23 protein-coding genes are annotated in these 25879 nt (G+C 67.6%); 15 read left to right on the plus strand and 8 right to left on the minus strand.

What is annotated here, in order from left to right:
- Positions 1-33: 33 nt before the first annotated feature.
- Genes NQK81_RS21395 through NQK81_RS21405 form a run of 3 tightly spaced genes read right to left on the minus strand, consistent with a single transcriptional unit; the run spans position 34 to position 2049 of the window.
- A complete protein-coding gene (locus tag NQK81_RS21395; RefSeq protein ID WP_257489505.1) occupies positions 34-795 on the minus strand; it encodes a helix-turn-helix domain-containing protein in 762 nt (253 codons plus the stop codon).
- Position 796: 1 nt separating this feature from the next.
- Positions 797-1423 carry a methyltransferase family protein gene (locus tag NQK81_RS21400; protein WP_257489506.1) on the minus strand — a complete coding sequence of 209 codons (627 nt, stop codon included), beginning with the start codon at positions 1421-1423 and terminating at the stop codon, positions 797-799.
- Positions 1423-2049 carry a class I SAM-dependent methyltransferase gene (locus NQK81_RS21405; protein ID WP_257489507.1) on the minus strand — a complete coding sequence of 209 codons (627 nt, stop codon included), beginning with the start codon at positions 2047-2049 and terminating at the stop codon, positions 1423-1425. Before NQK81_RS21405 ends, NQK81_RS21400 begins: the two co-directional genes overlap by 1 nt.
- Before the next feature lie 56 nt (positions 2050-2105).
- On the opposite strand from NQK81_RS21405, the gene NQK81_RS21410 reads away from it, so the two are divergent.
- Both NQK81_RS21410 and NQK81_RS21415 read left to right on the plus strand, forming a co-directional pair.
- Entirely contained in the window at positions 2106-2501 is a 396-nt protein-coding gene (locus NQK81_RS21410) for an ArsR/SmtB family transcription factor (RefSeq protein WP_371878912.1), read from the plus strand.
- Positions 2498-4468: a heavy metal translocating P-type ATPase gene (locus tag NQK81_RS21415; protein ID WP_257489509.1), complete on the plus strand. Its 1971-nt coding sequence runs from the start codon at positions 2498-2500 to the stop codon at positions 4466-4468. Before NQK81_RS21410 ends, NQK81_RS21415 begins: the two co-directional genes overlap by 4 nt.
- Before the next feature lie 443 nt (positions 4469-4911).
- Here the strand turns inward: NQK81_RS21415 and NQK81_RS21420 are convergent, their stop codons facing one another.
- Together NQK81_RS21420 and NQK81_RS21425 are read right to left on the minus strand one after the other, a co-directional pair.
- Entirely contained in the window at positions 4912-5652 is a 741-nt protein-coding gene (locus NQK81_RS21420; protein WP_257489510.1) for a DUF305 domain-containing protein, read from the minus strand.
- 105 nt (positions 5653-5757) lie between these two features.
- Positions 5758-6702: a cation diffusion facilitator family transporter gene (locus NQK81_RS21425; protein WP_443092895.1), complete on the minus strand. Its 945-nt coding sequence runs from the start codon at positions 6700-6702 to the stop codon at positions 5758-5760.
- Between the two features lie 95 nt (positions 6703-6797).
- Here NQK81_RS21425 and NQK81_RS21430 point away from each other — a divergent pair, with 95 nt between their 5' ends.
- Positions 6798-7304, plus strand: a complete 507-nt coding sequence (locus tag NQK81_RS21430; protein ID WP_257489511.1) for an HXXEE domain-containing protein — start codon at positions 6798-6800, stop codon at positions 7302-7304.
- 877 nt (positions 7305-8181) lie between these two features.
- Here the strand turns inward: NQK81_RS21430 and NQK81_RS21435 are convergent.
- Complete coding sequence (locus NQK81_RS21435) at positions 8182-10173, minus strand: bifunctional copper resistance protein CopD/cytochrome c oxidase assembly protein (protein WP_257489512.1); 1992 nt, start codon at positions 10171-10173, stop codon at positions 8182-8184.
- Positions 10174-10329: 156 nt separating this feature from the next.
- Here NQK81_RS21435 and ctaD point away from each other — a divergent pair, with 156 nt between their 5' ends.
- Both ctaD and NQK81_RS21445 read left to right on the plus strand, forming a co-directional pair.
- Positions 10330-12108: an aa3-type cytochrome oxidase subunit I gene (gene ctaD, locus NQK81_RS21440; protein ID WP_371878880.1), complete on the plus strand. Its 1779-nt coding sequence runs from the start codon at positions 10330-10332 to the stop codon at positions 12106-12108.
- Between the two features lie 514 nt (positions 12109-12622).
- Positions 12623-13444, plus strand: coding sequence for a thioredoxin-like domain-containing protein (locus NQK81_RS21445; RefSeq protein ID WP_257489513.1), 822 nt, complete (start codon positions 12623-12625; stop codon positions 13442-13444).
- 434 nt (positions 13445-13878) lie between these two features.
- On the opposite strand, the gene NQK81_RS21450 is transcribed toward NQK81_RS21445, so the two are convergent.
- Together NQK81_RS21450 and NQK81_RS21455 are read right to left on the minus strand one after the other, a co-directional pair.
- Positions 13879-14352, minus strand: coding sequence for a TIGR03943 family putative permease subunit (locus NQK81_RS21450; protein ID WP_371878913.1), 474 nt, complete (start codon positions 14350-14352; stop codon positions 13879-13881).
- Positions 14353-14514: 162 nt separating this feature from the next.
- Positions 14515-16800, minus strand: a complete 2286-nt coding sequence (locus NQK81_RS21455; protein WP_257489515.1) for a heavy metal translocating P-type ATPase — start codon at positions 16798-16800, stop codon at positions 14515-14517.
- Between the two features lie 651 nt (positions 16801-17451).
- Between NQK81_RS21455 and NQK81_RS21460 the strand changes: the two genes are divergently transcribed.
- The 10 genes from NQK81_RS21460 to NQK81_RS21505 all read left to right on the plus strand — a co-directional run bounded on the left by NQK81_RS21460 (position 17452) and on the right by NQK81_RS21505 (position 25873).
- Positions 17452-17919: a heavy metal-responsive transcriptional regulator gene (locus NQK81_RS21460; RefSeq protein WP_257489516.1), complete on the plus strand. Its 468-nt coding sequence runs from the start codon at positions 17452-17454 to the stop codon at positions 17917-17919.
- A gap of 23 nt (positions 17920-17942) precedes the next feature.
- Positions 17943-18827: a F510_1955 family glycosylhydrolase gene (locus tag NQK81_RS21465; protein WP_257489517.1), complete on the plus strand. Its 885-nt coding sequence runs from the start codon at positions 17943-17945 to the stop codon at positions 18825-18827.
- Positions 18828-18847: 20 nt separating this feature from the next.
- Positions 18848-19087 (plus strand): SHOCT domain-containing protein, encoded by a 240-nt coding sequence (locus tag NQK81_RS21470; protein WP_257489518.1) that lies wholly within the window; start codon positions 18848-18850, stop codon positions 19085-19087.
- Positions 19088-19377: 290 nt separating this feature from the next.
- Positions 19378-19719: an NADH-quinone oxidoreductase subunit A gene (locus NQK81_RS21475; RefSeq protein WP_371878881.1), complete on the plus strand. Its 342-nt coding sequence runs from the start codon at positions 19378-19380 to the stop codon at positions 19717-19719.
- Entirely contained in the window at positions 19710-20732 is a 1023-nt protein-coding gene (locus NQK81_RS21480) for a hypothetical protein (RefSeq protein ID WP_257489519.1), read from the plus strand. The genes NQK81_RS21475 and NQK81_RS21480 overlap by 10 nt, the downstream gene beginning before the upstream one ends.
- Positions 20725-21651 carry a complex I subunit 1 family protein gene (locus NQK81_RS21485; RefSeq protein WP_257489520.1) on the plus strand — a complete coding sequence of 309 codons (927 nt, stop codon included), beginning with the start codon at positions 20725-20727 and terminating at the stop codon, positions 21649-21651. Before NQK81_RS21480 ends, NQK81_RS21485 begins: the two co-directional genes overlap by 8 nt.
- Before the next feature lie 17 nt (positions 21652-21668).
- Complete coding sequence (locus tag NQK81_RS21490; protein ID WP_257489521.1) at positions 21669-22232, plus strand: NADH-quinone oxidoreductase subunit J; 564 nt, start codon at positions 21669-21671, stop codon at positions 22230-22232.
- The gene (gene nuoK, locus NQK81_RS21495; RefSeq protein ID WP_257489522.1) at positions 22229-22534 is read left to right on the plus strand and encodes an NADH-quinone oxidoreductase subunit NuoK; all 306 of its coding nucleotides are present in this window, start codon (positions 22229-22231) and stop codon (positions 22532-22534) included. Before NQK81_RS21490 ends, nuoK begins: the two co-directional genes overlap by 4 nt.
- Positions 22535-22538: 4 nt before the next feature.
- Positions 22539-24374: an NADH-quinone oxidoreductase subunit 5 family protein gene (locus NQK81_RS21500; RefSeq protein ID WP_257489523.1), complete on the plus strand. Its 1836-nt coding sequence runs from the start codon at positions 22539-22541 to the stop codon at positions 24372-24374.
- Positions 24375-24391: 17 nt separating this feature from the next.
- Positions 24392-25873: a complex I subunit 4 family protein gene (locus tag NQK81_RS21505; RefSeq protein WP_257489524.1), complete on the plus strand. Its 1482-nt coding sequence runs from the start codon at positions 24392-24394 to the stop codon at positions 25871-25873.
- Positions 25874-25879 lie beyond the last annotated feature (6 nt).

A 25879-nucleotide genomic window follows, 5' to 3' on the forward strand; every position in this document is an offset into this window, starting at 1 on the left:
ACACGGGTCGCGGCTTGAACAAACTCGCTGACCTCACACCACCGATTCCTGCCAGTCCATGCCGCCGGCCAGAAGTGAGGGTGCGAGCCCGAACATTTCGTGGCAGACGCGGGTGAGGTGCGCGCTGTCGGCGAACCCGGCCGCGTGAGCCGCCTCGGTCAGCGTCCCGCCAGCCCTGACATGGTCGATCGCCCTGCGCAGGCGCGCCCAGCGCACGTAGGCGCGGAACGGCAGGCCGAGTTCGTCACTGAACAGGTGGCCGAGACGGCTGGCCGAGAGCCCGACCTCCTTGGCGATCTGTCCAAGGTGGACGGTGTCATCCAGCATGGCCGGGAGCACGGCGACCGCCTGCCGCACCGCGGGATGAGCCGGCGTCGCGTCGAGCGTGCCCGCATCGGCGAGCTCGCCGAGGATGAGATCGGCCAGCGCGCGCGGATTGCCCCCCGCCATAACTCTGTCGACGTCCAGCGGGTCCGCCGCGGCCACCCATGCGGTGGCGGTGTCAGCAGGGAGCCCGGTGCGCCGGACACGAGAGGTCAACGCCTGGCCGAGCATCCCGTCAGCGTCGACCCAGACCAGCATGCCCGCCGAACTACCGGCGGTCTCGTGTTCCACCCCGGACGGGATCACGGCGGCGCGGCCACGGCACGAGGTTCCGGACTCGTCACGCAGCCGCACCGGATCATCCTGCGCGACAACCACCTGCACAGCCGCGTGCCGGTGGCGGTGCGCGGCGCCCAACTGTCCTGTGTAGATGAGCAGCCCGGGCTGGAGTGTGACCGTTCCTTGCCACATCTCAAATCCTGCGCTGGTGTTCGTACCGGATACGGCCGAGGCCGGGCAGGAATCGGCCGGTACGTGACGCGTAGCCGGTATATGAGGTTCCGTGCACCCGGCGCAGGTAAGGCTCCTCGACCCGGCGCACCTGGATTTCGACCCCGACGAACGCGACGAGCAAGCCCCCGAGCGCGATCAGGTTGGGCACCAGCAACACCAATCCCGTCAACACGACGGCGACAGCAGTGAAGATCGGGTTGCGGATCAGCCGGAACACCCCGGTGGTCACCAGGGTCGTGCGCTCGTTCTGGTCGACGCCGATGCGCCACGACGCCCCCAACGCCATCTGGGCGCCAAAGGTCCCGAGGATGCCCAGCGCTGCCACCACGACGCCGACGATACGGGCACCGGACTGGTCAAGGATGGCGACCGGCGGCACCCCGGCCAACGCCGCGGTCGGTGCACCGACCCCCACCATCAGGTAACCGACGTCGGCGATCGCCAGACCCCACCATTCCCACGAGCCACGTGACACCGAGCTACGCCGATTCCCGGTATTGCCAGTGCGACGCCGCTGGATCAGCGTGCGGACCCCGCCGATGACCAGCATCATGACCACGAACAGGACAAGAGCGACGACAGCCATCACCCGACGCTCCCTGCCGGACACGGCTTAGTGGCCACACCGAGCAGGTAGTCACCGCGGACCCGGGTGACCGACCCGAGAACCACGAGCCCGTGGCGGGCCAGCTCGTCGAGGAACTGCTCAGCGGTGAACCGGTCCCCAGCGGGATGATCGAACAACCGCCGGTAAGTGGGGCGGGCCAGGGCGTGAGCGGTGACCTCCTCGAAGTAGAACCGCCCGCCCGGCTTGAGCACTCTCGCGGCTTCGGCGATGGCCGCTCGCCAGTCCGGAATGTGATGGATGATCGCGAAATCGAACACCGCGTCGTAGCTGCCGTCCTCGGTACCCAAGGCCGCGCGGACGTCTGTCGCGCTGCCGGGAGCCAGCCGAACCCGGTCGCCGTAAGCAGCGAGACGCCGGCGGGCACGGCGGATCATAGCCGGGTCCAAATCCAGGGCGTCCACACTGGCGGCACCGAACCGCTCCAGCACCAGCTGCGTCCCGTACCCGGAGCCACAGCCAATCTCCAGCGCTCGCGCCCCGGGGACCTGCCTGCCACCGAACCGCAACAGCACTTGGATCTCGTAGAAGCGCTGCAGCCAACGCCGGGGAAGGGAATTCACCAGCGCGGTCTCAACCTTGTTCATCAACATCGACCTACCTCGATTCAATCGAGCACGACTGCTATCATCGCCATGTGACGATGAATAGCACGGATGGATGTCTCGCGTCGAGCACGGGTGCGGGTTTGGACCCAGCGGTGGCGCTGTTCCACAGCCTCTCCGACGCCACCCGATTGGCGATCGTGCAGCGCCTGGCCCACGGTGAGGCGCGAGTCGCCGACCTGGTGGCCGAGCTGGGCATGGCGCAGTCCACGGTGTCGGCGCATGTGGCGTGCCTGCGTGATTGCGCGCTGGTGGTGGGCCGGCCGCAGGGCAGGCAGGTGTTCTACAGCCTCGCCCGGCCGGAGTTGATGGACCTGCTGGCGTCGGCGGAGACGCTGCTGGCCGCGACCGGCAACGCGGTGGCGCTGTGCCCGAACTACGGCACCGACGCCCCGACCGACGCGGATCAGGACAGTAAGGAGAGTGCTCGATGAGTGACGCGTGCGGCTGCGGCCCCGACGAACCTGTGGGCGAGAAGGCCGAGGAGCACGAGCCGGAACGGCTCTGGCAAGTCAAGGAACTACAGTTCGCCGCTGTCTCCGGGGTCTTCCTGCTCGCCGCGCTGATCGCCGGCTGGGCCGACACGGCGCAGCCGGTGGAGCTGGCGCTGGAGGCGGCGGCGTTGCTGGCCGGCGCCTACACCTTCGTCCCCTCCACTCTCAAGCGGCTGGTCAAGGGCAAGATCGGCGTCGGCACCCTGATGACCATCGCCGCGGTCGGCGCGGTCATCCTCGGCGAGGTCGGCGAGGCCGCGATGCTGGCCTTCCTGTTCTCCATCAGCGAGGGCCTGGAGGAATATTCGCTGGCCCGCACCCGCCGCGGCCTGCGCGCCCTGCTGTCCCTGGTTCCCGCGCAGGCCACCATCCTGCGCGACGGCACCGAGACCACCGTATCCCCCGCCGAACTGCGGGTCGGCGACCGGATGTTGGTCAAACCCGGCGAGCGGATCGCTACCGACGGGACCATCCGCGACGGCCGTACCGCGCTGGACGTCTCGGCGATCACCGGCGAGTCCGTCCCGGTCGAGGCCGGACCCGGCAGCGAGGTGTTCGCCGGGTCGATCAACGGCACCGGCGTGCTCGAAGTCGAGGTCACCACCACCGCCGAGGACAACTCCCTCGCCCGGATCGTGCGGATCGTGGAAGCCGAACAAGCCCGCAAGGGCGCCTCCCAGCGCCTCGCCGACCGCATCGCCAAGCCGCTGGTGCCCGGCATCATGATCGCCGCCGCGCTGATCGCCGTGATCGGCAGCCTGCTCGGCGACCCGGTCACCTGGATCGAGCGTGCCCTGGTCGTACTCGTCGCTGCCTCCCCCTGCGCCCTGGCGATCTCCGTCCCCGTCGCCGTGGTCGCCGCGGTCGGCGCGGCAAGCAAACTCGGCGTGCTGGTCAAGGGCGGCGCCGCGCTGGAAGCCCTCGGCGCGGTCCGCGGGGTCGCGCTGGACAAGACCGGCACCCTCACCGCGAACCGGCCCGCCGTCATCGAGGTCGCCACCACGAACGGTGCCAGCCGCGACCAGGTCCTGCACCTGGCGGCAGCACTGGAAGCGCGCAGCGAACACCCGCTGGCCCGCGCGATCCTCGCCGCCGTCGACGAGGTCACCCCGGCCTCGGACGTGGAAGCCGTCACCGGCGCCGGGCTCACCGGCCGCCTGGACGGACGCACCCTCCGGCTGGGTCGCCCCGGCTGGCTCGACCCCGGCGCACTGGCCGCGGACGTGCAGCGGATGCAGCAGGCCGGCGCGACCGCCGTGCTGGTCGAGGACAACGGCCAGATCGTCGGGGCGATCGCGGTCCGCGACGAGCTGCGCCCGGAAGCCGCCGAGGTCGTGGCCCAGCTGCGCCGGGACGGCTACCACGTCGCGATGCTCACCGGCGACAACCACGCCACCGCCAATGCGCTCGCCAAGGACGTCGGCATCGACGCCGAGGACGTGCACGCCGAACTCCGCCCGGAGGACAAGGCCCGCCTGATCCAGACACTGCGCGGGCAGCGCTCCACCGCGATGGTCGGCGACGGCGTCAACGACGCACCCGCCCTGGCCACCGCCGACCTGGGCATCGCCATGGGCGCCATGGGCACCGACGTGGCGATCGAGACCGCCGACGTCGCGCTCATGGGCGAGGACCTGCGGCACCTGCCGCAGGCGTTCACCCACGCCCGCCGCGCACGCCGGATCATGCTGCAGAACGTCGGCCTGTCCCTCGGGCTGATCGTCGCGTTGATGCCGCTCGCGTTGTTCGGCATTCTCGGCCTGGCCGCGGTGGTGCTGGTGCACGAACTGGCCGAGGTCGTCGTCATCGCCAACGGCGTCCGCGCCGGCCGCGCCAAAACCCTGCAGCTCGCAGGGATCCGCAGCCAGACGCCGTCGACGCCTAGCGCGGTGGGCGCGTCCTCGTAACCACCGGCTGCTCCGCGCTGCAGGCTGGGGTGACCCGTACTCGGGTTGCCCTGGCCTGCAGTCCCGCAACCTCTAACCTCACCGAGGTTGTCATCACCTCCGGCTCCCCACCGACGAAGGCGATGCTGGGACCGCCGACCTCTTGACGGACTCCATCGCCCTGGTCGGCTTCGGGCATCGACTCGGCCATCGAGGTTTTCGCCGCCGTCGTGGTGATCTGACAGCTACAGTTCCAGGCCGCCCTCCGGCAGCAACCCGCGCTGCGCCCCATCCCGGTCGTCCAACGGCACACCGGACGCGCTTTGAACAACCCGGTGCTCGTTGCCCGGTCTCCGAGACCTGGGTGTTCAACGCTCTCTCCGTCACCGTCCTGGCCGGACTCGGGATCAACACCACCCTCGGCTGGTGGTGGGGCCGACCGCGACTGACGGAACCGCCTCCGCTCATTGCGGCAACGGCGCCGCCCCACGTGAGGCGAGCATGTCCTTGATGCTGCCCATCTCCGCGGACTGGGATCTGAAGATGCTGTCCGCGAGCGTCCGCACTACGTTCTGCCCGGCGCGTTCGACGGCGTACTGGGCCATCGGTGCGCCGCCGCCGTGGTGGCGAAACATCAACTGCAGGAAATACACGTCGAACTCGCGTCCCGACAAGGACCGTAGCTTGGCGATTTCCTGCGGTGTCGCCATTCCAGGCATGAGCCCTTCCCGAGCCGACGCCGCTTCACCGGACATACCGCCGTGGCTTCCGTGCTGCCCCGAGTTGCCCATCCAAGCCATATAGCCACCGGAAGGCAAAGTGGGCTTGTTCCACATCTGTAGCCAGCCCTGCATATTGCCGATCTGCCGCAACTGGGAGGATTCGATGTCGAATGCCAGCGTCCGGACCTCGGCATCGGTACTACGCTCCCGAGCGATACCGGACATCGATACCGCCTGCAGGTGATGCACGGACATGTCCTGGGCGAATCCGACGTCGATCGCGTCGACTGCCGGCGACGTGCTCTCCTCCACTTCAGACCGAGTGATCAAGGTCCCGGCCGTGGCACCGGCGATCAGCAGCGCCAGCGCCGCCACGACACCGATGAACACCTTGGCACCAGTGCGCGTACCGACGGTTTCGGGCGTCCCTGCTTCCTCACTGTCCACTGTGGAATCTGAAACGTCCGGTGATTCAGTTGCCATGGTCGAACTGTCCTTCCACAGGGCGCCGCGCCCTGTCCTGGCGGGAATGGTGCGGCAGGTAGGCCAGCCCGCTTCACGGAACTGACACGATATCGCGTCTGGTGGTCACCATGACATGCGCTGGCAGCGATCGGTCATGTCGGGGGGCTCCATCTGCAGCGTCGCGTGGTGCAGGCCGAACTTGTCCGCCAAGACCTGCTGCGCCTCGGTCAGAACCGCGGCAGGCTCGGCGTCCACGTCGATCGTCAGATGGGCGGAGGCGACCTCCATGCCCGAGGTCAGTGTCCACACGTGCAGGTCATGGACCTGACGCACTCCTGCCAGCGCGCTCAGCGCAGCCGACATGTCCGCGACGTCCAGGCCGGGCGGAGCGTGCTGGAACAGGATCCGCAGCGCATGCCTGCCCAGGTTGTAGGCCCGCGGCAGAACGAACAAGCCGATCGCGACACCGATCACCGGGTCGGCATAGCGCCAGCCGGTAAGCAGCGTGATCAGGCCGCTGGCCAGCACGCCAACCGAGCCGAGCATGTCGGCCAGGACTTCCAGGTAGGCACCCCGGACGTTCAGGCTTTCCTTCGCGCCGCTCTTGAGCACCAAGAGCGCGGCCACGTTCATTCCGAGACCGACCACCGCGACCAGGACGACCGGCAATCCCGGCACGTCCGGCGGATCGGCCAGCCTCCCGATCGCCTCGTACAGCACCCAGCCCGCGACCGCGAACAACAAGACGGCGTTGAACAGGGCAGCGAACACCTCAGCCCGGTACATCCCGTAGGTGCGGTCGCTACGCCCCACAGCGCGACGAGCGATCAGGATCGCCACCAACGCCATCGCGACGCCGAACACGTCGGTGAAGACGTGCGCCGAATCCGACAGCAACGCCAGCGACGACGTGTTCAGCCCGACCACAAGCTGAATCACGAAGGTGACCAGCCCCAGCCCGATCGCGATCGCCAACCGGCGCACGTACTTGCCTGAAGCGCTGCCCGCCTCCGCGGGTGATACCCCGTGACCATGCCCCTGTCCCACCAGGCCAACCTCCCGCTCCATACCGGCCACGTGCAACCCGCGTAGCACCGGTTCACCCCAACGAAAACATATAGTAACATGCGCATATCTTGATGGAATAACTGGAGGTAGTAGTCATGGCCATTCAGTCGACGGGATCCACACCCGACGGGCATGTCTCGCCTGGATGGACAGGCGCCCGACTGGCGTTCTACGCGCCGTTCGCGGTGTTCGTGGTACACACGCTCGAGGAAATGCCCGGGTTCGCGTCATGGGTGTCGTCGCACTTCGCACATCTGACGACGGAAAAGTTCGCGGTCAGCCATATCCCGTTGATCTTGCTGGTGCTGTTGTCCTCGTGGCGGGCCTCGCGTCCGAAGGCGTCGACGGGCTGGGTCGTGATGGCGACGGCGTTCCAGTGGCAGTTCGCGGTGAACGCGGTGTTCCATCTGGGGACAGGGGTCACTTTCGGGGAGTACTCGCCTGGAATGGTCACGGCGGCGACGGTGGCGTTGCCTGCCACAGGGTTCTATCTCGTATGGCTGCGCCGCCATCGCCACCTCACCAACGGCCAGTTCGCCGGCGCGCTCCTGTTGGGTACCGCGATCGCCGGAGCGGCTATCGGCGTGCTGTTCCTCGGCTGAACACCGGTGCAAGCGCCTGCGGCGGTGTCAGAATGACAACGACGACATCTCGGTGATCCCTCTACTGCTTCGCATCGTAGCTGCCGGTGAAGCACGCAGAACGTACAGCCGGGATCGACCGACGGCCAGAACGTCGTCGTCGCCGCTCAGTGGGCCCGCTCGGCGCGGCCCACCGTGACTTTCTCGTGAAGGTATGACAGGCAAGTCTCCGGGAACGGCCGACTGGACGCCAGTCGATCGAGAAGTTCAGCGACAGCAAGGTAGAGGAGGTCGCGCATCTGATCGACGGCGATATGTTGTTGGACAACATGGTCCGCGACATCGCGGGCGGACTCAACGTGGCCGTGTCGGATAAACTCGCCAGCGAACGGCAGGGCTGACTCGACGAACTGTCCAAGGCCGAGGGCACAGATTACGACATGGTCTTTGCCAACCGGCTACGGGCGGCTCACGGCAAGGTGCACGGCTTCGCCGCGCAGGTACGCGGAGCACGCTCGTACGATCCATGGCAACCAGGCCATGACCGCCTGTCTTCGACTAGATAAGGCTTTGGAAGACGGTCCATATCGGCCCGGTGTCGCGGTGACTCAAAGCCGGTGGTCGAACAACAAATGTCGTTGATCGCTCCACAGACGCCAGAAGCACCGGCCGCGGCGGGTTCCTGATCATCGCGCTTCTCATGCGGGTCATTCCCGGCTTGATCCTGCTCCGGCTCGCCAGCCGTCGTAGCTCGAGAAAGTCGCCGCTGGCCCCCTGCCCCGACGAAGACACAAAGGCGGCAGCAGCTTCCGCAGGCGCGGCCTACTTTTGTTTCCTGCGATCCTTTCCACCGGACCCGGCACCTGTGACACTATCCCTGGGTACCGCATTTCAGGGGCTACGTCGAGCCAGAGCCTCGCACCGGCGGGGCGGAGCTATCGGGCGAGGCCTGCCCGTTGGCCATCTGCTGCAGCATCGCGTTGTAGGCGGTGAGGTCCGCGTCGCCGGTAGCCTCCTCGCGCCGGTCTCTCCGACGCGCCTCGCGTTGGTCGCTGCGGGCCCATTGCACAAGACAGGCGATCAGCACAATAAGCACAGGGAGTTCCCCTGACGCCCAAGCGATGCTGCCACCGAGGCGCTGGTCCGCGAGAGGGTCGCTTACCCACGGAAGCTGCAAGGAACGAAAGAACGTGGCGCCGATAACCGTTTTCATGCCGATCAGAGCGACCGCGAAGAACGCGTGAAACGGCAGCGAAGCGAAGACCAGGCCTACCCGCGCGAGCGGTGGAATCGGTCGCGGAGCCGGGTCGACACCGATGACCGGCCAGTAGAAAAGATAGCCGACCAGCAGGAAGTGGGCGTTCATCGCCAAATGAGCCCAATGGTAGTTCAACGCGGCGCCATAGAGACCGGAGAAATACAAGACGTAGACCGAGCCGACGAACAACACCAAGGCGACCAGAGGATGCGCGAGTGTCTTCGACACCGGCGAGTGGACGAACGCGACCAGCCACTCCCGCGGCCCGGGCGGATTGTCACCACCGGCGGTTGGCAAGGACCGTAGCGCGAGCGTCACCGGTCCTCCGAGGACCAGTAGCGCCGGAGTGACCATCGCCAGCAGCATGTGGGTACCCATGTGGACACTGAACATGGCCGGGGCGTACCGGCCGATACCCGAGGACGTGGCGAGCAGCAGGACCGCGCAACCGCACAACCAGGCCGTGGTCCGCCCGGGTGGCCAGGTGTCCCCCCGCCGACGCAGGCGCCGGACTCCCGCCACGTAGAGGCCGGCCAGGACGATCGCCGCCGTGCCGTACACAAGATCGAAACGCCAGGCGAACAGCAGCCTGAGCAGAGTCGGAGGCCCGTCCAGGTCGTACCCGATGAGCACCTGCATCGTCGACGGTTCCGCGGCCCCGGTCGCCGGTGGAGGCGTTCGCGCCAAGGCTGCGGCGAGCCCGATGGTGACAGACATGATCAGCACCTCGACCGCGGCGAGGCGTATCAGCGGCATACGGTCGCGACGATCGGATAGCGCACGGATGGTGCGGGCCCTCTGCTGGTGACCGAACAACCCCAGCAGCGCGAGCGCGACGACCTTCGCCAGCACCAACAGCCCGTAGCCGCTGCGCAGCAGGTCCGCGGCCGACATCCGAACCAGCGCGTTGATGACTCCGGACACCCCCATCGTCAGCCAACACACCAACGCCAGCCGAGAGAATCGCCGGACCGCCAGCAGGAGGTCGTTCCCCTCCCGGTAGCCGAGCGCGACTACCGCGATCAGTCCGCCGACCCATAGGGTCGCGGCCACCAAATGGAAGAGCAGGCTGTTGGTGGCCACGTCATGAGAGCCTCCGCTCGCCGAATGACCGGTCACCGCGACAGGCACCTGCCCGAGCACCGCGACGAGGAACAGCGTGGCGGTCCATCCCCAAGTCAGCACGAAGTGACAGCCGACTGCTACCACGAAGGCGACCGCCGCAGTGATGAGCCACGCTTTGGGCTGCTCGATCGCGCTCAGCAGCTCGACGGTCGTCTGCGGAACCATCACCTCGGTAACCGGCCACCCAGCGGCCTCAGCCGCGGTGAAGTACATCGATGCGACCGAGGCCACAAACCACACCCATGCCGCATTCCGCGCGGCGCTCACGGCGGCGTAACCGTTGGCACCGAGGATTCCAGTTCGCTGCGGCGCTACCAGGAAGGCCGCAAGCAAAAGGCCTCCCACGCAGATCACCGCGGAACCTTGGGCGACCACCCGGACCACCGTGATCCCGTAGCGGGTGACCACACCAGGATCGGACAGACCGGCGATCGGGTAGCCCGCTCCGCCGGTCAGAGCAACCAGGAAGACGGCGACGAACACGGCAAGGACGGCACCGATGGCCACCAATGGTGCGACGCCTATACGGAGACGAGGCTTTGCAGAGGCCGGTGCGCTTGGGGACACACCCGCAGCCTAAGTCGCTCTGACCGCTGCAGCGCGACCGGGGCCAAGCTTCCACTATGTGGCATAGTAGAGAGGTCCCGGTGTTGACCTTGGTGCATGCAGGAGGCCGGCCAGATGGTCGTGAAGGCTCGCCCGATCGCTGTTCGACCCGTCCAGGTCGCGCCGAAGGGTTCGTACCTGCTGCGGTTGTTCCGCACGACGGACCACAAGCAAATCGGCATCATGTACCTGGTCACGTCGTTCGCCTTCTTCATGGTGGGCGGCGCGATGGCGATGCTGATCCGCTCCGAGCTGGCGCGTCCCGGGCAGCAGTTCCTTTCGCAGGAGCAGTACAACCAGCTGTTCACCATGCACGGCACGATCATGCTGCTGCTGTACGCGACGCCGATCCTCTTCGGCTTCGCGAACTTCATCCTGCCGCTGCAGATCGGTTCGCCCGACGTCGCCTTCCCGCGGCTGAACGCGTTCTCGTACTGGCTGTACCTCTTCGGCGGCCTGATCGTGATGTCCGGCTTCCTGACCCCGGGTGGCGCCGCCGACTTCGGCTGGTTCGCCTACACCCCGCTCTCCAGTGCGATCTACTCGCCCGGCGTCGGCGCCGACCTATGGATCACGGGACTCCTCGTGTCCGGCCTGGGTACCATCCTCGGTGCGGTCAACATGGTCACCACCGTGGTCTGCCTGCGCGCCCCCGGCATGACGATGTGGCGGATGCCGATCTTCACCTGGAACATCCTGGTCACCAGCATCCTGATCCTGCTGGCGTTCCCGATCCTGACCGCGGCGCTGATGGGCCTGCTGGCGGACCGGCATCTCGGGGCGCATGTGTTCGACCCCGCGAACGGCGGCGTGATCCTCTGGCAGCACCTGTTCTGGTTCTTCGGCCATCCAGAGGTCTATATCGTCGCGCTACCGTTCTTCGGGATCGTGTCGGAGATCTTCCCGGTCTTCAGCCGCAAGCCGATCTTCGGTTACAAGGGCCTGGTCTGGGCGACGCTGGCGATCGCCGCGCTGTCGGTGGCCGTGTGGGCGCACCACATGTACGCGACCGGCGCCGTGCTGCTGCCGTTCTTCTCCTTCATGACCTTCCTGATCGCGGTCCCGACCGGCGTGAAGTTCTTCAACTGGATCGGCACGATGTGGAAGGGCCAGCTCACGTTCGAGACGCCGATGATCTTCTCGATGGGCTTCATCGTCACGTTCCTCTTCGGAGGCCTCTCGGGGGTGCTCCTAGCCGCACCGGCGATCGACTTCCACGTGTCCGACAGCTACTTCGTGGTGGCGCACTTCCATTACGTGCTCTACGGCACGATCGTGTTCGCCACGTTCGCCGGAATCTACTTCTGGTTCCCGAAGATCACCGGCCGCATGATGGACGAGAAGCTCGGCAAGTGGCACTTCTGGACCACGTTCCTTGGCTTCCACATGACGTTCCTGGTGCAGCACTGGCTGGGTGCACAAGGTATGCCGCGCCGGTACGCGGACTACCTGCCATCGGACGGATTTACCACGCTGAACACGATCTCGACGATCGGCGCGTACATCCTCGGTGCCTCGACGCTGCCGTTCATCTGGAACGTCTTCAAGAGCTACCGGTACGGCGAGATCGTCACGGTGGACGACCCGTGGGGCTACGGCAACTCGCTCGAATGGGCGACGTCCTGCCCGCCGCCGCGGCACAACTTCACCGAGCTGCCGCGGATCCGGTCCGAGCGGCCGGCGTTCGAACTGCACTACCCGCATATGGTCGAGCGCATCAACAACGAAGGACACATCACCTTCACCGGCAAAACGATCCCCCATGTACAGGCCGCAGCAGCACCGTCAGAGAAAGTCACCCAGGCGGTCGAAAACGGTAGGGACGAAACCCATTGACAATGTGCCCGTCACGGAGCGCCCCGGTTCGCGCATGCGGCCTCGGCCAGAGCCTGGTTGGCGAACTGATCCGGGATCGGCCGAACGGCACGGTGATGTCGACACGTTCTTCGCCATTCCGCCGACGGCGGTCGTCGTCGGCGGAAAGCTGATCGTGTTTCACCCCCTTTAGACCGCGGATTCGCCTGGCCAGCCGTCTTTTCAGCGGCCAACACGGCGGCGAGCGCTTCCTACCACTTCCGTTGGATCGCCGCCAACTAACTCAAACTCCGAATCGCATTTGGCTCAGTCGCCCGACTGGATAGCCGGCGGCGAGTTCCGGCAAGTCGTTGCGTGAGAGGCGTACCCTCTAGGATACTACTCGTAATAGTAGTAGCCTAACATCGGCGCCGCTACCGCAGTCCGCGCCGACCCTGCCGGATGCGGAGCGTTAACAACAGCCTGACTCGGTGCCCGGTGGCTTGTTCGCCAGCAAGCCCCGAGGAGGCGCGGAACTCAAGGAATGCGGGAGTGAATGGCCAGCAAGAAGAAGCGTCGACCCTCGAAAACGGTCAGGGCGGCTCGCGGCGCATCGGTGGTGGGCAAAAAAGGCGTGCCCTGGCTGACCATCCTTTCGGTCGCCGGCATCGTGGCCCTCGCCGGTACCGTGGGCGGATACTACTTCGTGAAGACCGCAGGAAAACGCGAGCAGGCTGCGCGCGAGGAAGCCGCTGCCGCATTCGTGCCCTCGGCGAGCAACCCGGACCCCTCGAACAAGATCGACGGCGTGTTCAAGGGTGACTACGCCGGCCGAGCGCATTTGCGGCCACCCGAGCGGGTCAAGTACGACAGGTCTCCACCGGTCGGCGGCCCTCATGATGGGACTTGGGCGACGTGTACCGGCACGGTGTACCCGAACGCGGTGCGCACGGAGAACATGGTGCATTCACTCGAGCACGGTGCTGTCTGGATCGCCTACAACCCTCAACTGCTCAGCGGCGACGCACTGGAGAAGCTCAAGAGCCGTGTCCAGAGCAAGCCATTCAGCATGATGTCGCCCTACCCCGGCCTGGACAAGCCGATTTCACTGCAGTCCTGGGGCCACCAATTGAAGGTCGATTCGGTCGACGACCAGCGGATCGACCAGTTCATCGTCGCATTACGGCAGAACCCCAACGGCGTGTACCCGGAAGTCGGCGCTACCTGTGACTCGGTGGCGCCGGAGCAGCTACCGCCGTTCGATCCCACTCCGCCAGGTTCGGACGCCAAGCCGATGGACTACAAGGGTTCCGAAGGCGCGGCGCAGGACCAGACACCGCCGGGGCAGCCCCCGGTGACGCCGCGGCCGGGAGGCTGAACCCCCGCGACGACCGAGTACGAAACCACCGAGGGCGCGGCCGTGTCCCGCAACCCACGCGAAGCCATGCGGCCGCACTGGGCACGAAGGCAATCATCGGGGCAGCGATGCTCAAGCCCGTACTTTTCGGCGCTGTCGTCGGGATCTCCGTCACGGACTCACTGGAGGAGCACGACACCACACCAGGTCGTGGTTCAGTCGAGGTCGGGTTCGCCCAGGACATGTCCGTGCCCGGTGAGCATGGCGAACCGGGAACGCGAGCGGTCCACCGACCGCGGTCTGTGACAGCTAGCCTTCGACATCGCCAACGGCCAGCCCGATCGCCCAGCGCCAGCGCCACCACCACGGCGATCAGCATCTTGACACCGGTGCCCATGCCGGCGGACGAAGTTTCGAGCGGGCTCGCCTCCTCGTCCGAAATGGACGCAGGCTCGTCAATACTCGTATGGTTCGGCCGGCGCGGGAATCGGCTGAGCGCTCCGCACGGTGAGCGTGGGGGTGTAGCCGTTGACCTTGGTCGCGCTGTAAGGCGTGACGGTGCCCTCGACGGTGAGCCATTGATCATCGCGATAGCGAGCGAGGTCGTCGCCGACGAGCCGCGCATGGATGGGAAAAGCGTCGGCCGCGCAGCAGGAGGCGGTGCTCCGGGCGAGAATGGCTTGCCGGACTTGCTGTGCACGACGAACCCGGTGATCCGCACGATCCGGTCGTCTAGCGTGCCGGCGCTGTCCCATCCGGCGCGGCTGACCACGTCCACGAGCCGCATCGAGGTCACCTTGTTCGACGGCGATCCCGGCTTTCGGACAGCCTGCCTGGAAGCGTCTCGCTGGGTGCTGGACAAACGTCTGCCACCAGGTACCGAACCCACGACCGGCCAGCTGCGAACCGCCGTCCATTACTTGCGGCATCGTCGGCACCGTGTCGTCGGTGTTCTGCTACCACCAGTGCATCCCGTTCCTGCACAAGTTCTACGGCGGCGAACTCGCCTGGCGACCCGCCACGGGCCAAGGCTTCGCCGTGCTCACCCCGCGCCTTCGAAGAAGATCACAGCGACCTGCTAATCGGATCCGTCACGCCTGCTGGCCGGTGGTGCTGCGGAATCGGCGCAGGCGCAGGCTGTTGGACACCACGAACACGCTGGAGAACGCCATCGCCGCCCCCGCGATCAGCGGGTTGAGCAGCCCGAGCGCGGCCAACGGCAGCGCGGCGATGTTGTAGGCGAACGCCCAGAACAGGTTGCCCTTGATCGTGCGCAAGGTGCGGCGGGCCAGCCGGATCGCGTCGACCGCGGCCCGCAGGTCCCCGCGAACCAGGGTGAGATCGCTGGCTTCGATGGCGACGTCGGTGCCGGTGCCCATGGCCAGGCCCAGGTCCGCCTGGGCGAGGGCGCCGGCATCGTTGACGCCGTCGCCGGCCATCGCCACCACCCGGCCCTCGCCCTGCAACCGGGTGATCACATCGGCCTTGTCCTTCGGCAGCACCTCGGCGATCACCTCATCGATTCCGACCTCGGTTGCCACCGCGCGGGCGGCGGTGTCATTGTCCCCGGTGAGCAGCACCGGCCGCAGTCCGAGCGCCCGCAGCCCGCGGATGGCTTCGGCCGAGGTGGGCTTGATCGTGTCGGCGACCACCAGCACCGCACGAGCCGTCCCGTTCCAGGCCACGACGACAGCGGTCCGGCCCTGCGATTCAGCCTGTTTCTTGGCGACCTCCAGGTCTTCGAGCAGTTCGATGCTCCGTTGGGCCATCAGCGAGGCGCGCCCGACCAGCACGGCGTGTCCGTCAACCACACCCTGCACGCCGAGTCCTTCCAGGTTGGCGAAGTCCTCGACCGCGGGCAGATCGCCGACGCGGTCCTGGGCGCCGGTGGCGACGGCCTTGGCGATCGGGTGCTCAGAGGCGTGCTCGAGTGCGCCGGCCAGCCGCAGCGCCTCCGCCTCGTCGACATCGAGGCCAGCATGCACGGCGAGCAGGCTCATCTTGCCGGTGGTCACGGTGCCGGTCTTGTCCAACACCACCGTGTCGACGCGGCGGGTGGACTCCAGCACCTCCGGCCCCTTGATCAGAATCCCCATCTGCGCACCGCGGCCGGTTCCGACCAGCAGCGCGGTCGGCGTGGCCAGCCCCAGCCCGCACGGGCAGGCGATGATCAGCACCGCGACCGCGGCGCTGAACGCCGCCGCCGACCCCACGTCGGCGCCCAGCCAGAATCCCAGGGTGCCCACGGCGATCGCGATCACGATCGGCACGAACACCGCCGAGACCCGGTCGGCCAGGCGCTGGATCTCCGCCTTGCCGCTCTGCGCGTCTTCGACCAGCTTGGCCATCTGCGCCAGCTGGGTATCCGACCCGATCCTGGTCGCCAGCACCACCAGCCGACCGCCGGCATTGACCGTCGCGCCGACCACGGGATCACCGGGGCAGACCTCCACCGGAACGGACTCGCCGGTGAGCATGCTCGCGTCCACCGCCGAGCTGCCATCGGTGACCACGCCGTCGGTGGCGATCTTCTCGCCAGGCCGCACCACGAACCGGTCGCCCACCGCGAGCGCCTCGATCGGAATGCGCTCCTCGCGGCCCTCGCGCAGGACCGCTACATCCTTGGCACCCAACTCCAGCAGCGCCCGCAATGCCGCGCCCGCGCGGCGTTTCGAGCGAGCCTCGAAGAACCGGCCCGCCAGGATCGCCGCGGTCAACCCGGTGGCCACCTCCAGGTAGATGTTCTGCCCGGCCATCCCGCGTTCCACCGTCAGCGAGAACCCGTGCCTCAACCCCGGCACCCCGGCGTCGCCGAAGAACAACGCGTACAGCGACCACAGGGACGCCGCCGTCACCCCGACCGAGATCAACGTGTCCATCGTGGCCGCACCATGCTTGAGGTTCGTCCACGCGGCCCGGTGGAACGGCCAGGCACCCCACACGACCACCGGGGCGGCCAGGGTGAGCGAGAGCCACTGCCAGTTGGTGAACTGCAACGGCGGCACCATCGCCAGCACGATCACCGGCACCGAGAGGACGACGGACACCAGCATCCGCTGCCGCAGCGAGCGAGTGTGCTCGTCGTACTCCTCACCCGCAGGCCCCTCCCCCTTGGTCGAGGGAGCGGCCTTCGGCAACGTGGCCGTGTAGCCGGTGTCCTCCACAACCTTGATTACGTCCTCTGTGGACAGTCCACCGGGGATGGCGACTTTCGCCTTCTCGGTAGCGAAATTGACCGTAGCGGCCACGCCGTCGAGCTTGTTCAGCTTCCGCTCGATCCGCGCCGCGCACGACGCGCAGGTCATCCCGCCGATCACCAACTCGACCTGCCGCGTGTCCGGCAAGGGGTGGGCGGCATCCTGCACCGTCGAACTCATCGGTGCCCCTCTCCTCGTCGCTCCGGCCGGTGATCGTGTCGACGGTTGTCGGCACCGTTCCCATGGCCTGTGTGACGGCCACCTTGGTCCACGCGGTGGGCATGCGGCGCGCCGCGCGCCTGGGCAGGTTCACCGATAGCAGCCGGCTCAGGCGGCATCCCGATCTGACTTGGTGGTTGGACAGGCGCGCCCACCACGCTGGCCGTCGGCAGCCTCGCCGCGGGCGCTGTTGACAGCGGCGCAGGCATCACTGTGGGTTGCGCCTCCGGTACCAGGTCTGTCGGTCGTGGCGGGGGCACGGTCGCGGACGGCGCGGCATCATCACGATCGTCGGCCTGCGCCGGATGATGACGTCCGCCGCCGGTCGGCGCGGTCAGACCGGGGAGAACCACCGCACTCCCGAGAGCCCCCGCGCCTGCGAACACGGCCAGGAGCGCCAAGCTGTAGCCGGTCAGCTTCACCGGGGTCTTCATGTGACCAGTCCGAAGGCTGCTTCGGTCATAGCCGCATCGGCGTGATGACCGCAGGTCATGCCAAGGACGGTGTAGCTGGACAGGTTCAACGTCGCACTCCGGACCGGTTCACCCGCGCGACTCGCGGGTCTCACCCCAGTCTCAACCTTCCAGTACGATGTAAAGTCAAGGAGGCGCGATGAAGATCGGCGAACTCGCCGCCGCGAGCGGCACGACATCCAAGACCATCCGCTTCTACGAGCAGGCCGGCCTCATGCCCGAGCCCGACCGCAGACCCAGCGGTTACCGCGACTACGGCCCGGAATTCATCGACCGGCTGCATTTCATCCGCCGAGCCCAGGCCGCTGGGCTGGCCCTACGGGAAGTCCGGCAGATCCTGACCATCCACGATCAAGGTGACGCACCGTGCGGCCACGTCCGGCAGGTCCTGCGTGACCGGCTGGACCAGGTGCGGGCACAGATCGCCGAGCTGGTCACCCTGGAAAGCCACCTCGGCACACTGCTGGCGCACGCCGAGCAGGGTGAGCCGACCGAGCACGATGGCTCAGGCGTGTGCTGGATCCTGGAAAGCGACCCTGGCCAGAACCGGCCCACGCCGACGCCGGGTGCGCCCGCGATCAGTAACGGAGCTGCGTCGTCGACATAGCGCTACCGGCAGGAGGATGCGCCGTGAACGTAAAAGCGGACGCGAACAACCGCACCATGGCATGGCGGCTGATCCCGCTTGTCGTGGCAGCGATGGTGTCGGCCGCGTGTGGCCAGTCCCCCGGACCGCAGACCAGCGGGGAGCACGGCGGGGCCGATCCCGGCCTGGCGCACGTGCATGGCTTGGGCGTCGACCCGGCCGACGGCACCCTGTACGCGGCGAGCCATCACGGCGCGTTCCGCCTCCCGGCGAACAGCCAGGCCGAGCGAGTCGGCGACCGGCGGCAGGACACGATGGGATTCACCGTGGCCGGGGCACGCCACTTCCTAGGCAGCGGGCACCCCGACCCTCGTGACACCGGCCAGCCCGTCCACTTGGGATTGATCGAGAGCACCGACGCAGGGCAGACCTGGCGGAGCTTGTCGCTCGCGGGCAAGGCGGACTTCCACGCGCTGGAGGCTGAACACGGGTTGGTGTACGGCTGGGACAGCCAAACCCGGCAACTCATGGTGAGCGCCGACCGGCAGAACTGGGATCGACGAGCCCGGCTCCCGTTGGCGGACTTCGCCGTGCACCCGGCACAGCGCGATGAGCTGCTGGCCACCACCCCGCAGGGACTGGCACGCAGCGTCGACGGTGGCCGCACGTTCACCCCGGTCCAGGCAGCGCCCTCGTTGATGCTTCTGGATTGGCCCGCTGCCGACACTCTGTACGGCGTCGCCCCGGACGGGTCGGTGCATGTCAGTTCAGACGGCGGTGCCGGGTGGGTTCGGCGCGGCCAGGTTCCCGGCCGACCGCAGGCGGTGGCCGCCAATGGGATCAACGAGGTCTACGTCGCCACCGAGACGGGCATCCATACCTCCAGCGACGGAGGCCGCACGTTCACCTTGCGTCAGCCGGTGAACTGACCGGCGAGGAGGCGATGACGATGACGGACAACATGATGAACGGCATGGGCTGGTGGATGGCCCTCTGGGGCCTGATCGGACTGGCGGTGCTCGCGCTGGCGGCGCTCGGCATCATCCGGCTGGTGCGTTCACTGTCCGGACCTGGCCGCAGTACCGCCGAGGGCGAGGACTCGGCCGAGTTGGAGCTTCGCCGCCGCTACGCCGCCGGGGAGATCAGCGGCGAGGAATACCATGAACGCCTGACCGGCCTGCGGCAATAGCCACCTGCGCCCTACGCCCGGCAGCGGCTGCGCGCGGAGGGCTGTGAGCGGCGATTCGTGTCTAGCGTTTCCGGCACGCCGCGCGGCCTTCAGGCATGGGCCTGGCGGTGCACGGCGAGCTTGCCGATGAACACGGGTCCGGGCGAGGGTGCCGATCAGGCCTGAGCGGTTCCTCCGCCGAGTGCAGGCGTTCGCCGATCTGGTGACATGACAGGTGATTGGTCACCCAGCCGAGATGCGGTCGCTCCGCTAGCCTCCGTAGTAGATCCCACGTCGAGTGAGGTGAGACCGTGCTGGGTGCGGTGGCAGCATTCGGTGCCGTGGTCGTGCTCGTCGCCGCGGTCTACGGGTTCGCCAGGTTGATCAGGCTGGCACCGATGGTCCGGGACGTGGCACCGTTTCTCTCCGGCGGTTCACCTGTCGAGCACGCGGTCTCGCGGTATCACGTCCGCTGGTACACGATCACGATGGTCTTCCTCGCGTTCGACATGGAGATGGTCTTCATGTATCCGTGGACGCTCGTCGTCGCCGAGGTCGGGACGCCCGCTGTCGTGGAGATGTTCCTGTTCCTCGCTGTTCTGGCCGCCGGGGTGTGGTACGCCTGGCGAGAAGGCGCGTTCCGATGGACGTGAGAACCTGGTTGCTCCGGCGTACGCCGATACGTCCGCTGATCGTCACCACATTGGGTGGTACGGACGTGCGGCTCGCCGCCGAGCGCGCTACACGGATCCGCGGCTGGCGGCCCGCCCTGAGTCCAGCGGAGGCGAACCTGCTGGTCGTTGCCGGGCCGGCCGATCCGACGACGGCACCCTTCCTCGACTCGATGTGGAAGCAGATCCCCGCCCCCAAGGCGCGAATCCACCTCGATGAGCCGGCGGCGGTCGAAACAGGACTCACCTCTGGTGCGGATCTGGTGCGTTCGGCGGTCGGACAACCAGAGGCTGAAGTCAGTACGGCTCACGAAGAGCACGAAACACCGATGCCCCACCACGAGCACGCCGGGCACGACATGAGCAGTATGGAGATGCCCGGCGGTATACCGATGGCAGACCGCGCACCGGACCGCGACGAACTCAAGCTCGACCAGCTCACTGTCCCCTTAGGACCAGGACTGCCCGCTTGGCCGACCGGTCTGTTCATCCGGGCCAAGCTGCAGGGAGACGTGATCCAGGAGGCCGCGGTCGAGGTACTCGGTGAACCGACGGCGGGAACGGAGCCGTACTGGGCGAGCGCGAAACGACAGCGTGCGCGCCGGCTCGACAGCTGTGTACGGCTGTTGACGGTGGCGGGCTGGGAAGACGCGGCTGCCACCGCGGCCCGGTTGCGGGACGACATCCTCATGGAGAAGGACGTCGAGAGCGATGTCACGCGATGGGCACGCCGGGTTCGCCGTTCCCGGACGCTGCGGTGGTCCTTGACCGGCCTGGGCGTCCTGGATGGTCCGAAGTGGACGGACTCACCGCTGGCTGGCGACGCGTACGACCGGTTGACGCGGTGGACATCCTCGAATCCGACGGAAGATGACCCGGCCGCGATCCTGGACGCGCTGCCCCGGCTGCTGACCGGCGCCGAGTTCGCCACGGCGCGGTTGATCGTCGCGAGTCTCGATCCCGACCTCGAGCGTCCGCGGGTGGCCCATGGTTGACGTGCTGCCCTGGTGGGGCGGTCTCGTACTGCCCTTCGCGCTGGGCGTCTTGGTCGCCGCGGCGGCGTCCTGGGACTCGCTGCTGTCCGCGCGGACAAGCGGCGCGAACGCCAGATCGGCGCTCACGTCGCCATTCCGTGAGGCGGGTGGTCTGCTGGTCCAGCAACGGCGTCGCACGCTGGCGGCGGACACCATGTTGTGGCGTGGTGGCGCTTTCGCCCTCGTAGTGGCCGGGGTGCTCGCGTCGCTGGTGACGCCGTTCGGGCGATGGGCGGTGGCCGACCTCTCGATCGGGATCGTCTGGTTCAACGCGATGGAGGTCGTCGCCTGGGCGGCGGTGTGGCTGGTCGGCTGGGGCGCGAACTCCGTGTACGGCCTCATCGGCGGCTACCGGTTCATCGCGCTGGGACTAGCCTACGAACTACCGCATATGTTCGCGTTGATCACCGCGGCGCTGGGGGCCGGATCGTTGCGGGTGGCCGACGTCGTCGCGGCGCAGGACTCGCTGTGGTTCGTCGTGTGGATGCCGATCGCTTTCGTCGTGTACCTGCTGTCGGTGCTGGCGATGTCGTTCTGGGGCCCGTTCGACCAAGCGGTCGGCGCGGATATCGCGGGCGGGGCGATGGCGGAACTGTCCGGAGTGGACCGATTGGTGTTCGCCGCGGGCCGGTGGCTGCTGCTGGTTTCCGGCGCCGCGTTCGCGGTGCCGCTGTTCCTCGGCGGCGGCGCCGGACCGTTGCTCCCCTCGTGGTTGTGGACGCTGCTGAAGACCCTGGCCGTGCTCGGACTACTGGTGTGGATCCGGCGCCGGATCCCGACGGTGCGGATGGAGCGGTACGAAGAGGTCGCGTGGATGGTGCTCATCCCGTTGACCCTTCTGCAGGCACTCGTCGTCGCCATCGTGGTGATCGTCCGATGAGGAAGGAGCCCGGCTGAATGTGGACACAGATCGCCTTCTGGGTGTGCGCCGTCGGGGCCGTGGCCACCGGCATGGCCGTGTTCCGGGTCGATTCGATGGCACGGGCGACCTTCGCTCTGCTGGCGTCGTTCATCTTCGCCGCGGGAACGGTCTTTCTGCTGAACCTGGCCTACCTCGGTGTCCTGGTCATCCTGATGATGATCATGGAGATGGTCGTCATGGTCGTCTTCATGATCATGTACATGATGAATCCCGCCGGGCTGATGCCGATGACCATGGTGCACAACCAGAAAGGGTCGCTGGCCATCGCAGGCGGCGTGTTCGTGGCGCTCGCCGTGGGGATCTCGCTGGTCCACTGGCCATCGTCGGACGCCGCGCGCCCTGCCGACCCGACGCGCGCGCTGGGCGAGGCACTGATGGGTTCGAAGATGCTGGTGATGATGGTGATCGGGCTGTGCCTGTTCGCCACGATGGTCGCGACGGTCATCTTGGCCACGAACCGAGGCCGATACGACCGCTACGGCGATCGGCTTGACGCGAAGCACCCGGATGACCCGGTGCGAGGGGGCCTGAACCGGTGACCCTTGAACTGTTTCTCTACCTGGCGGCGGCGCTGTTCAGCGTCGGGCTTTACGGCGCGTTGTCCCAGCAGTCGATCGTCATGATCATGATGGGTCTGGAGTTGATGGCCAACGCGGTGATCGTGGCAGGCGCGGCATTCTGGTACTTCGTCTCGCCCATGCGGCCCGACGGGCAGGTCGTCGTACTCGTGGCGGTCACGCTGATGGCGCTCGACATGGCGGTCGGCTTCGCGGTGACGACCGCGATCTTCCGGCGACGGGACGTCGACATGACCGACTCCGCCGCGGATCTCAAGGGCTGAGCCGATGATCCTGTGGCTGCTTGTAGCGCTTCCCCTCGTTGTCGGCGGTGTCCTTCTCGTGGCCGGTCACCCGGCCGACCGGCTCGCACCTGCCCTCTGCGTCGGATCGGCCGCCCTGACCGCGGTGCTGGCGGTGGTCGCGGCGATCACCCGGCCGGACGTCTCGGCGCCCCTGCTCGCCGGGTTGCGTGTCGGCCTGGCCGTGGACGGGCTGTCGGCGGTCATGGTGATCACGGTGACCGTGATCCTGGTGGCGGTACTCGTGTTCGCGTCCGCCGAGTTGGGCGCCGACGAGTCCCGTGCCCGCTTCCACGGGCTGATGCTGGTCTTCGCGGGAGCGATGCTCGTCACCGTCTGCGCCAGGGATCTCGTGGTGCTGCTGATGGCGTGGGAGGTCATGGGGGCGTGCTCGTACGCCTTGATCGGCTTCTGGTGGCGCGAGACCCGCCGCGTCGACTCGGGAACGATCGCGTTGCTGACCACCCGATCGGCCGACCTCGGCCTGTACCTGGCGGCCGGCGCCGCGCTGGCAGGCGGGGTCGGCGGTCTCACGCTCGCCGGACTGCCTGAAGCGGCGGCCAGCTGGCGCGACGTCATCGCGGCCGGGATCGTGCTGGCCGCGATCGGAAAGTCTGCCCAGCTTCCGTTCAGCTTCTGGCTTTCCCGCGCGATGGGCGGCCCGAGCCCCGTCTCGGCTCTGCTGCACTCGGCGACCATGGTCGCGGCTGGGGCTTACCTGCTCGTGCGAGTGGAGCCGCTCCTCGCCTCGACGGGGTGGGCGGCCGACGTCGTCGCGTGGATAGGCGTCAGCACGGCGGTCGTGCTCGGTGCCGTGGCGCTCGTGCAACGGGATCTCAAGCAGGTACTCGCCGCGTCGACCTGTTCCCAGATCGGCTTCATGGTGCTCGCGGCCGGTGCCGGTGGACCGGCGGCGGGGACCGGGCAACTCGTGGCGCACGCCGCGACCAAATGCCTGCTCTTCCTCGGTGCGGGAGCCTGGCTGCTAGCGCTCGACACCAAGGACCTCGACCGGCTCCGCGGTGCGGCACGTCGATCCCCTTTCCTGGGTGTGGTGTTCACCATCGGAGCGCTGAGCCTGGCCGGGGTGCCGCCACTGTCCATCTGGGTCAGCAAGGACGCGGTTCTCGCCTCGGCACTCGCCGACTCTCCCGCCCTGTACGTCGCCGGTTTGGCTGCCGCGCTGCTGAGCGGCGCTTACGTCGGCCGGGTGCTGGCGTTGCTGTGGTTGCCCACGGAGGCGGCTCTGACGACGCGGTTGCGCCCACTGCTTCTCGCGCCGTTGCCGGTCCTCGCTGCGGCGGCCGTCCTGCTGGGTATCGGCGGGCTGCCCGGCCCGGCCGCCTGGTTCGCCGACCTTGTGGGTGGTGGTCCGCCCATGGCGGCGCCCAACGTCGGGGAGCTGCTGGTATCGGGTGTGGTCGCGGTGGTCGGCGTGGTCGCGGCGGGCGTCTGGACACGGTCGCGGCCCACGCTGTCCGGATCCCGAAACCGGGTGCTCGCGGACTGGCTACGGCTGGAACGCGTGACCGACCTGGTGGTCGCGAGGCCGACGATGCGGCTGGCGAGTTCCCTGGCGCGGTTCGACGATCACGTCGTCGACGGCGGCGTCCGGCTTGCCGCGGCGACGGGCACCGCGCTCGGGCGGCTGGCGGACGTCCGTGTCGAGTGGTCGATCGAAGGCGCGGTCCGCGGCGTCGCGCGGACGGCCCGTGCGCTGGGCCGGCTCGTGCCGAAGGCGCAGACCGGGCAGCTGCACCAGTACTACGCCCAGGCCGCGGTCGCGTTGGGTGTCCTCGCCGTGCTGTTGATGATCCTGTGAAGAACGTGAGGTAGAGCGTGCTCAGCGTCGTGGTGTTCCTGCCGCTGGTGGCGGCGGTCGTCCTGTTCGCGGTGCCGCGCGTCTCCGCCCGGTTCGCCCGCTGGTGGTGGGTCGGCGTCTCCGCGGTGGAGTTCGCGTTGATCGTGGCCCTCTGGGTGGCGGCACCGGTTTCCGACGGCTACGCCTACGAGGTCAACCTGCGCTGGATCCCCAGCGTCAGCTCCGGATATCACATCGGGGTCGACGGGTTGAGCCTTCCGCTCATCGCGCTCACCGGCGGCCTCTTCCTCGCCTGCGCGGTGTACTCGCTGCGCCAGGACAAACGTGTGCGCTCCTTCGCCGCACTGTTCCTGTTCCTTGAGACGGTGAGCCTCGGCTTGTTCGTCGCGCTCGACCTGATCCTCTTCTTCGTCTTCTTCGATCTGTCCATTGTGGCCATGTACTTCGTGATCGCGGGCTGGGGACACCGCGATGCCGCACGTGCCGCGGTCAAGTTCTTCCTGTACACCTTCCTCGGCTCGCTGGCGCTGTTGGTCGGGTTCATCGCGCTGTACCTCGCCGCGTCGCCGCACACCTTCGACATCGTCGAGCTGACCCGGCAGAATCCGATGACGGGCAGCGGGTGGGCCGCCGGGCTGGTCCTGCTGGCGCTGGGGATCGGGTTCGCCATCAAGACCCCGACGGTGCCGTTCCACACCTGGCTTCCGCCCGCGCACACCGAAGCGCCCGCCGCGGGCTCGGCGATCCTGGCCGGGGTGCTGCTGAAGATGGGCACCTACGGCTTCGTGCGGATCGCCATGCCGATCCTGCCCGAGGCCTGGCGCCGTTACGCGCTCGTCTTCGTCATCGTCGGTGTGGTCAGCGTCGTCTACGGCGCGCTGGTCGCGTTGGCGCAGCGGGATTTCAAGCGGATGATCGCCTACACCTCGGTCAACCACATGGGATACATCGTCCTCGCGATCGGCGCGGCGGGCTTGGTGGCCGACTCGGCCATCGAGGCCCGGCAGCTGGCGGTGACCGGCGCCGTGACGCAGATGGTCAGCCACGGCCTGATCACCGGCGCGCTCTTCCTGCTCGCCGGAGTGCTGTACGAACGAGGCGGCACCTACGACATGGACCGCTACGGCGGGCTCGCGAAGTCGGCGCCCCGGTTCGCCGGATTGACCGCCGTCGCGGCGTTCGCGTCCCTGGGATTGCCCGGATTTTCCGGGTTCATCGCCGAATTCCAGATCTTCACCGGCTCGCTCGGTGCCGCGCCGGTGGCCACGATCGTGGCATTCCTCGGGATCCTGATCATCGCCGCGCTGTTCCTGCGCGCGTTCCAAAAGGTGTTCCTCGGGCCGTCGCAAGCGGCTCCGGCAGCCGACCTGATCGTCCCGGAGGCGGTGTCGATCGCGCCGCTGCTGGTGTTGACGGTCGTCATCGGGATCTTCCCCCGCTTTCTGCTCGACGCGATCGAACCCGTTTCCCGGTCGATCCTGACGCTGCTGGCCCGGTGAGCGCGC

Origin of the sequence: Amycolatopsis roodepoortensis (genome assembly GCF_024628825.1) — a bacterium.
Lineage (GTDB): Bacteria > Actinomycetota > Actinomycetes > Mycobacteriales > Pseudonocardiaceae > Amycolatopsis > Amycolatopsis roodepoortensis.

Coding starts and splice junctions, on each gene's coding strand:
- NQK81_RS21400 (WP_257489506.1), bottom strand. CDS start 1,423: ATGGCTGTCGTCGCTCTTGTCCTGTTCGTGGTCATGATGCTGGTCATC.
- NQK81_RS21500 (WP_257489523.1), top strand. CDS start 22,539: ATGATCCTGTGGCTGCTTGTAGCGCTTCCCCTCGTTGTCGGCGGTGTC.
- NQK81_RS21480 (WP_257489519.1), top strand. CDS start 19,710: ATGGACGTGAGAACCTGGTTGCTCCGGCGTACGCCGATACGTCCGCTG.
- NQK81_RS21450 (WP_371878913.1), bottom strand. CDS start 14,352: ATGCCGCAAGTAATGGACGGCGGTTCGCAGCTGGCCGGTCGTGGGTTC.
- NQK81_RS21415 (WP_257489509.1), top strand. CDS start 2,498: ATGAGTGACGCGTGCGGCTGCGGCCCCGACGAACCTGTGGGCGAGAAG.
- NQK81_RS21490 (WP_257489521.1), top strand. CDS start 21,669: ATGTGGACACAGATCGCCTTCTGGGTGTGCGCCGTCGGGGCCGTGGCC.
- NQK81_RS21405 (WP_257489507.1), bottom strand. CDS start 2,049: ATGAACAAGGTTGAGACCGCGCTGGTGAATTCCCTTCCCCGGCGTTGG.
- NQK81_RS21430 (WP_257489511.1), top strand. CDS start 6,798: ATGGCCATTCAGTCGACGGGATCCACACCCGACGGGCATGTCTCGCCT.
- NQK81_RS21445 (WP_257489513.1), top strand. CDS start 12,623: ATGGCCAGCAAGAAGAAGCGTCGACCCTCGAAAACGGTCAGGGCGGCT.
- NQK81_RS21420 (WP_257489510.1), bottom strand. CDS start 5,652: ATGGCAACTGAATCACCGGACGTTTCAGATTCCACAGTGGACAGTGAG.
- NQK81_RS21485 (WP_257489520.1), top strand. CDS start 20,725: ATGGTTGACGTGCTGCCCTGGTGGGGCGGTCTCGTACTGCCCTTCGCG.
- NQK81_RS21425 (WP_443092895.1), bottom strand. CDS start 6,702: ATGGAGCGGGAGGTTGGCCTGGTGGGACAGGGGCATGGTCACGGGGTA.
- NQK81_RS21460 (WP_257489516.1), top strand. CDS start 17,452: ATGAAGATCGGCGAACTCGCCGCCGCGAGCGGCACGACATCCAAGACC.
- NQK81_RS21410 (WP_371878912.1), top strand. CDS start 2,106: ATGAATAGCACGGATGGATGTCTCGCGTCGAGCACGGGTGCGGGTTTG.
- NQK81_RS21455 (WP_257489515.1), bottom strand. CDS start 16,800: ATGAGTTCGACGGTGCAGGATGCCGCCCACCCCTTGCCGGACACGCGG.
- NQK81_RS21395 (WP_257489505.1), bottom strand. CDS start 795: ATGTGGCAAGGAACGGTCACACTCCAGCCCGGGCTGCTCATCTACACA.
- NQK81_RS21470 (WP_257489518.1), top strand. CDS start 18,848: ATGACGGACAACATGATGAACGGCATGGGCTGGTGGATGGCCCTCTGG.
- ctaD (WP_371878880.1), top strand. CDS start 10,330: ATGCAGGAGGCCGGCCAGATGGTCGTGAAGGCTCGCCCGATCGCTGTT.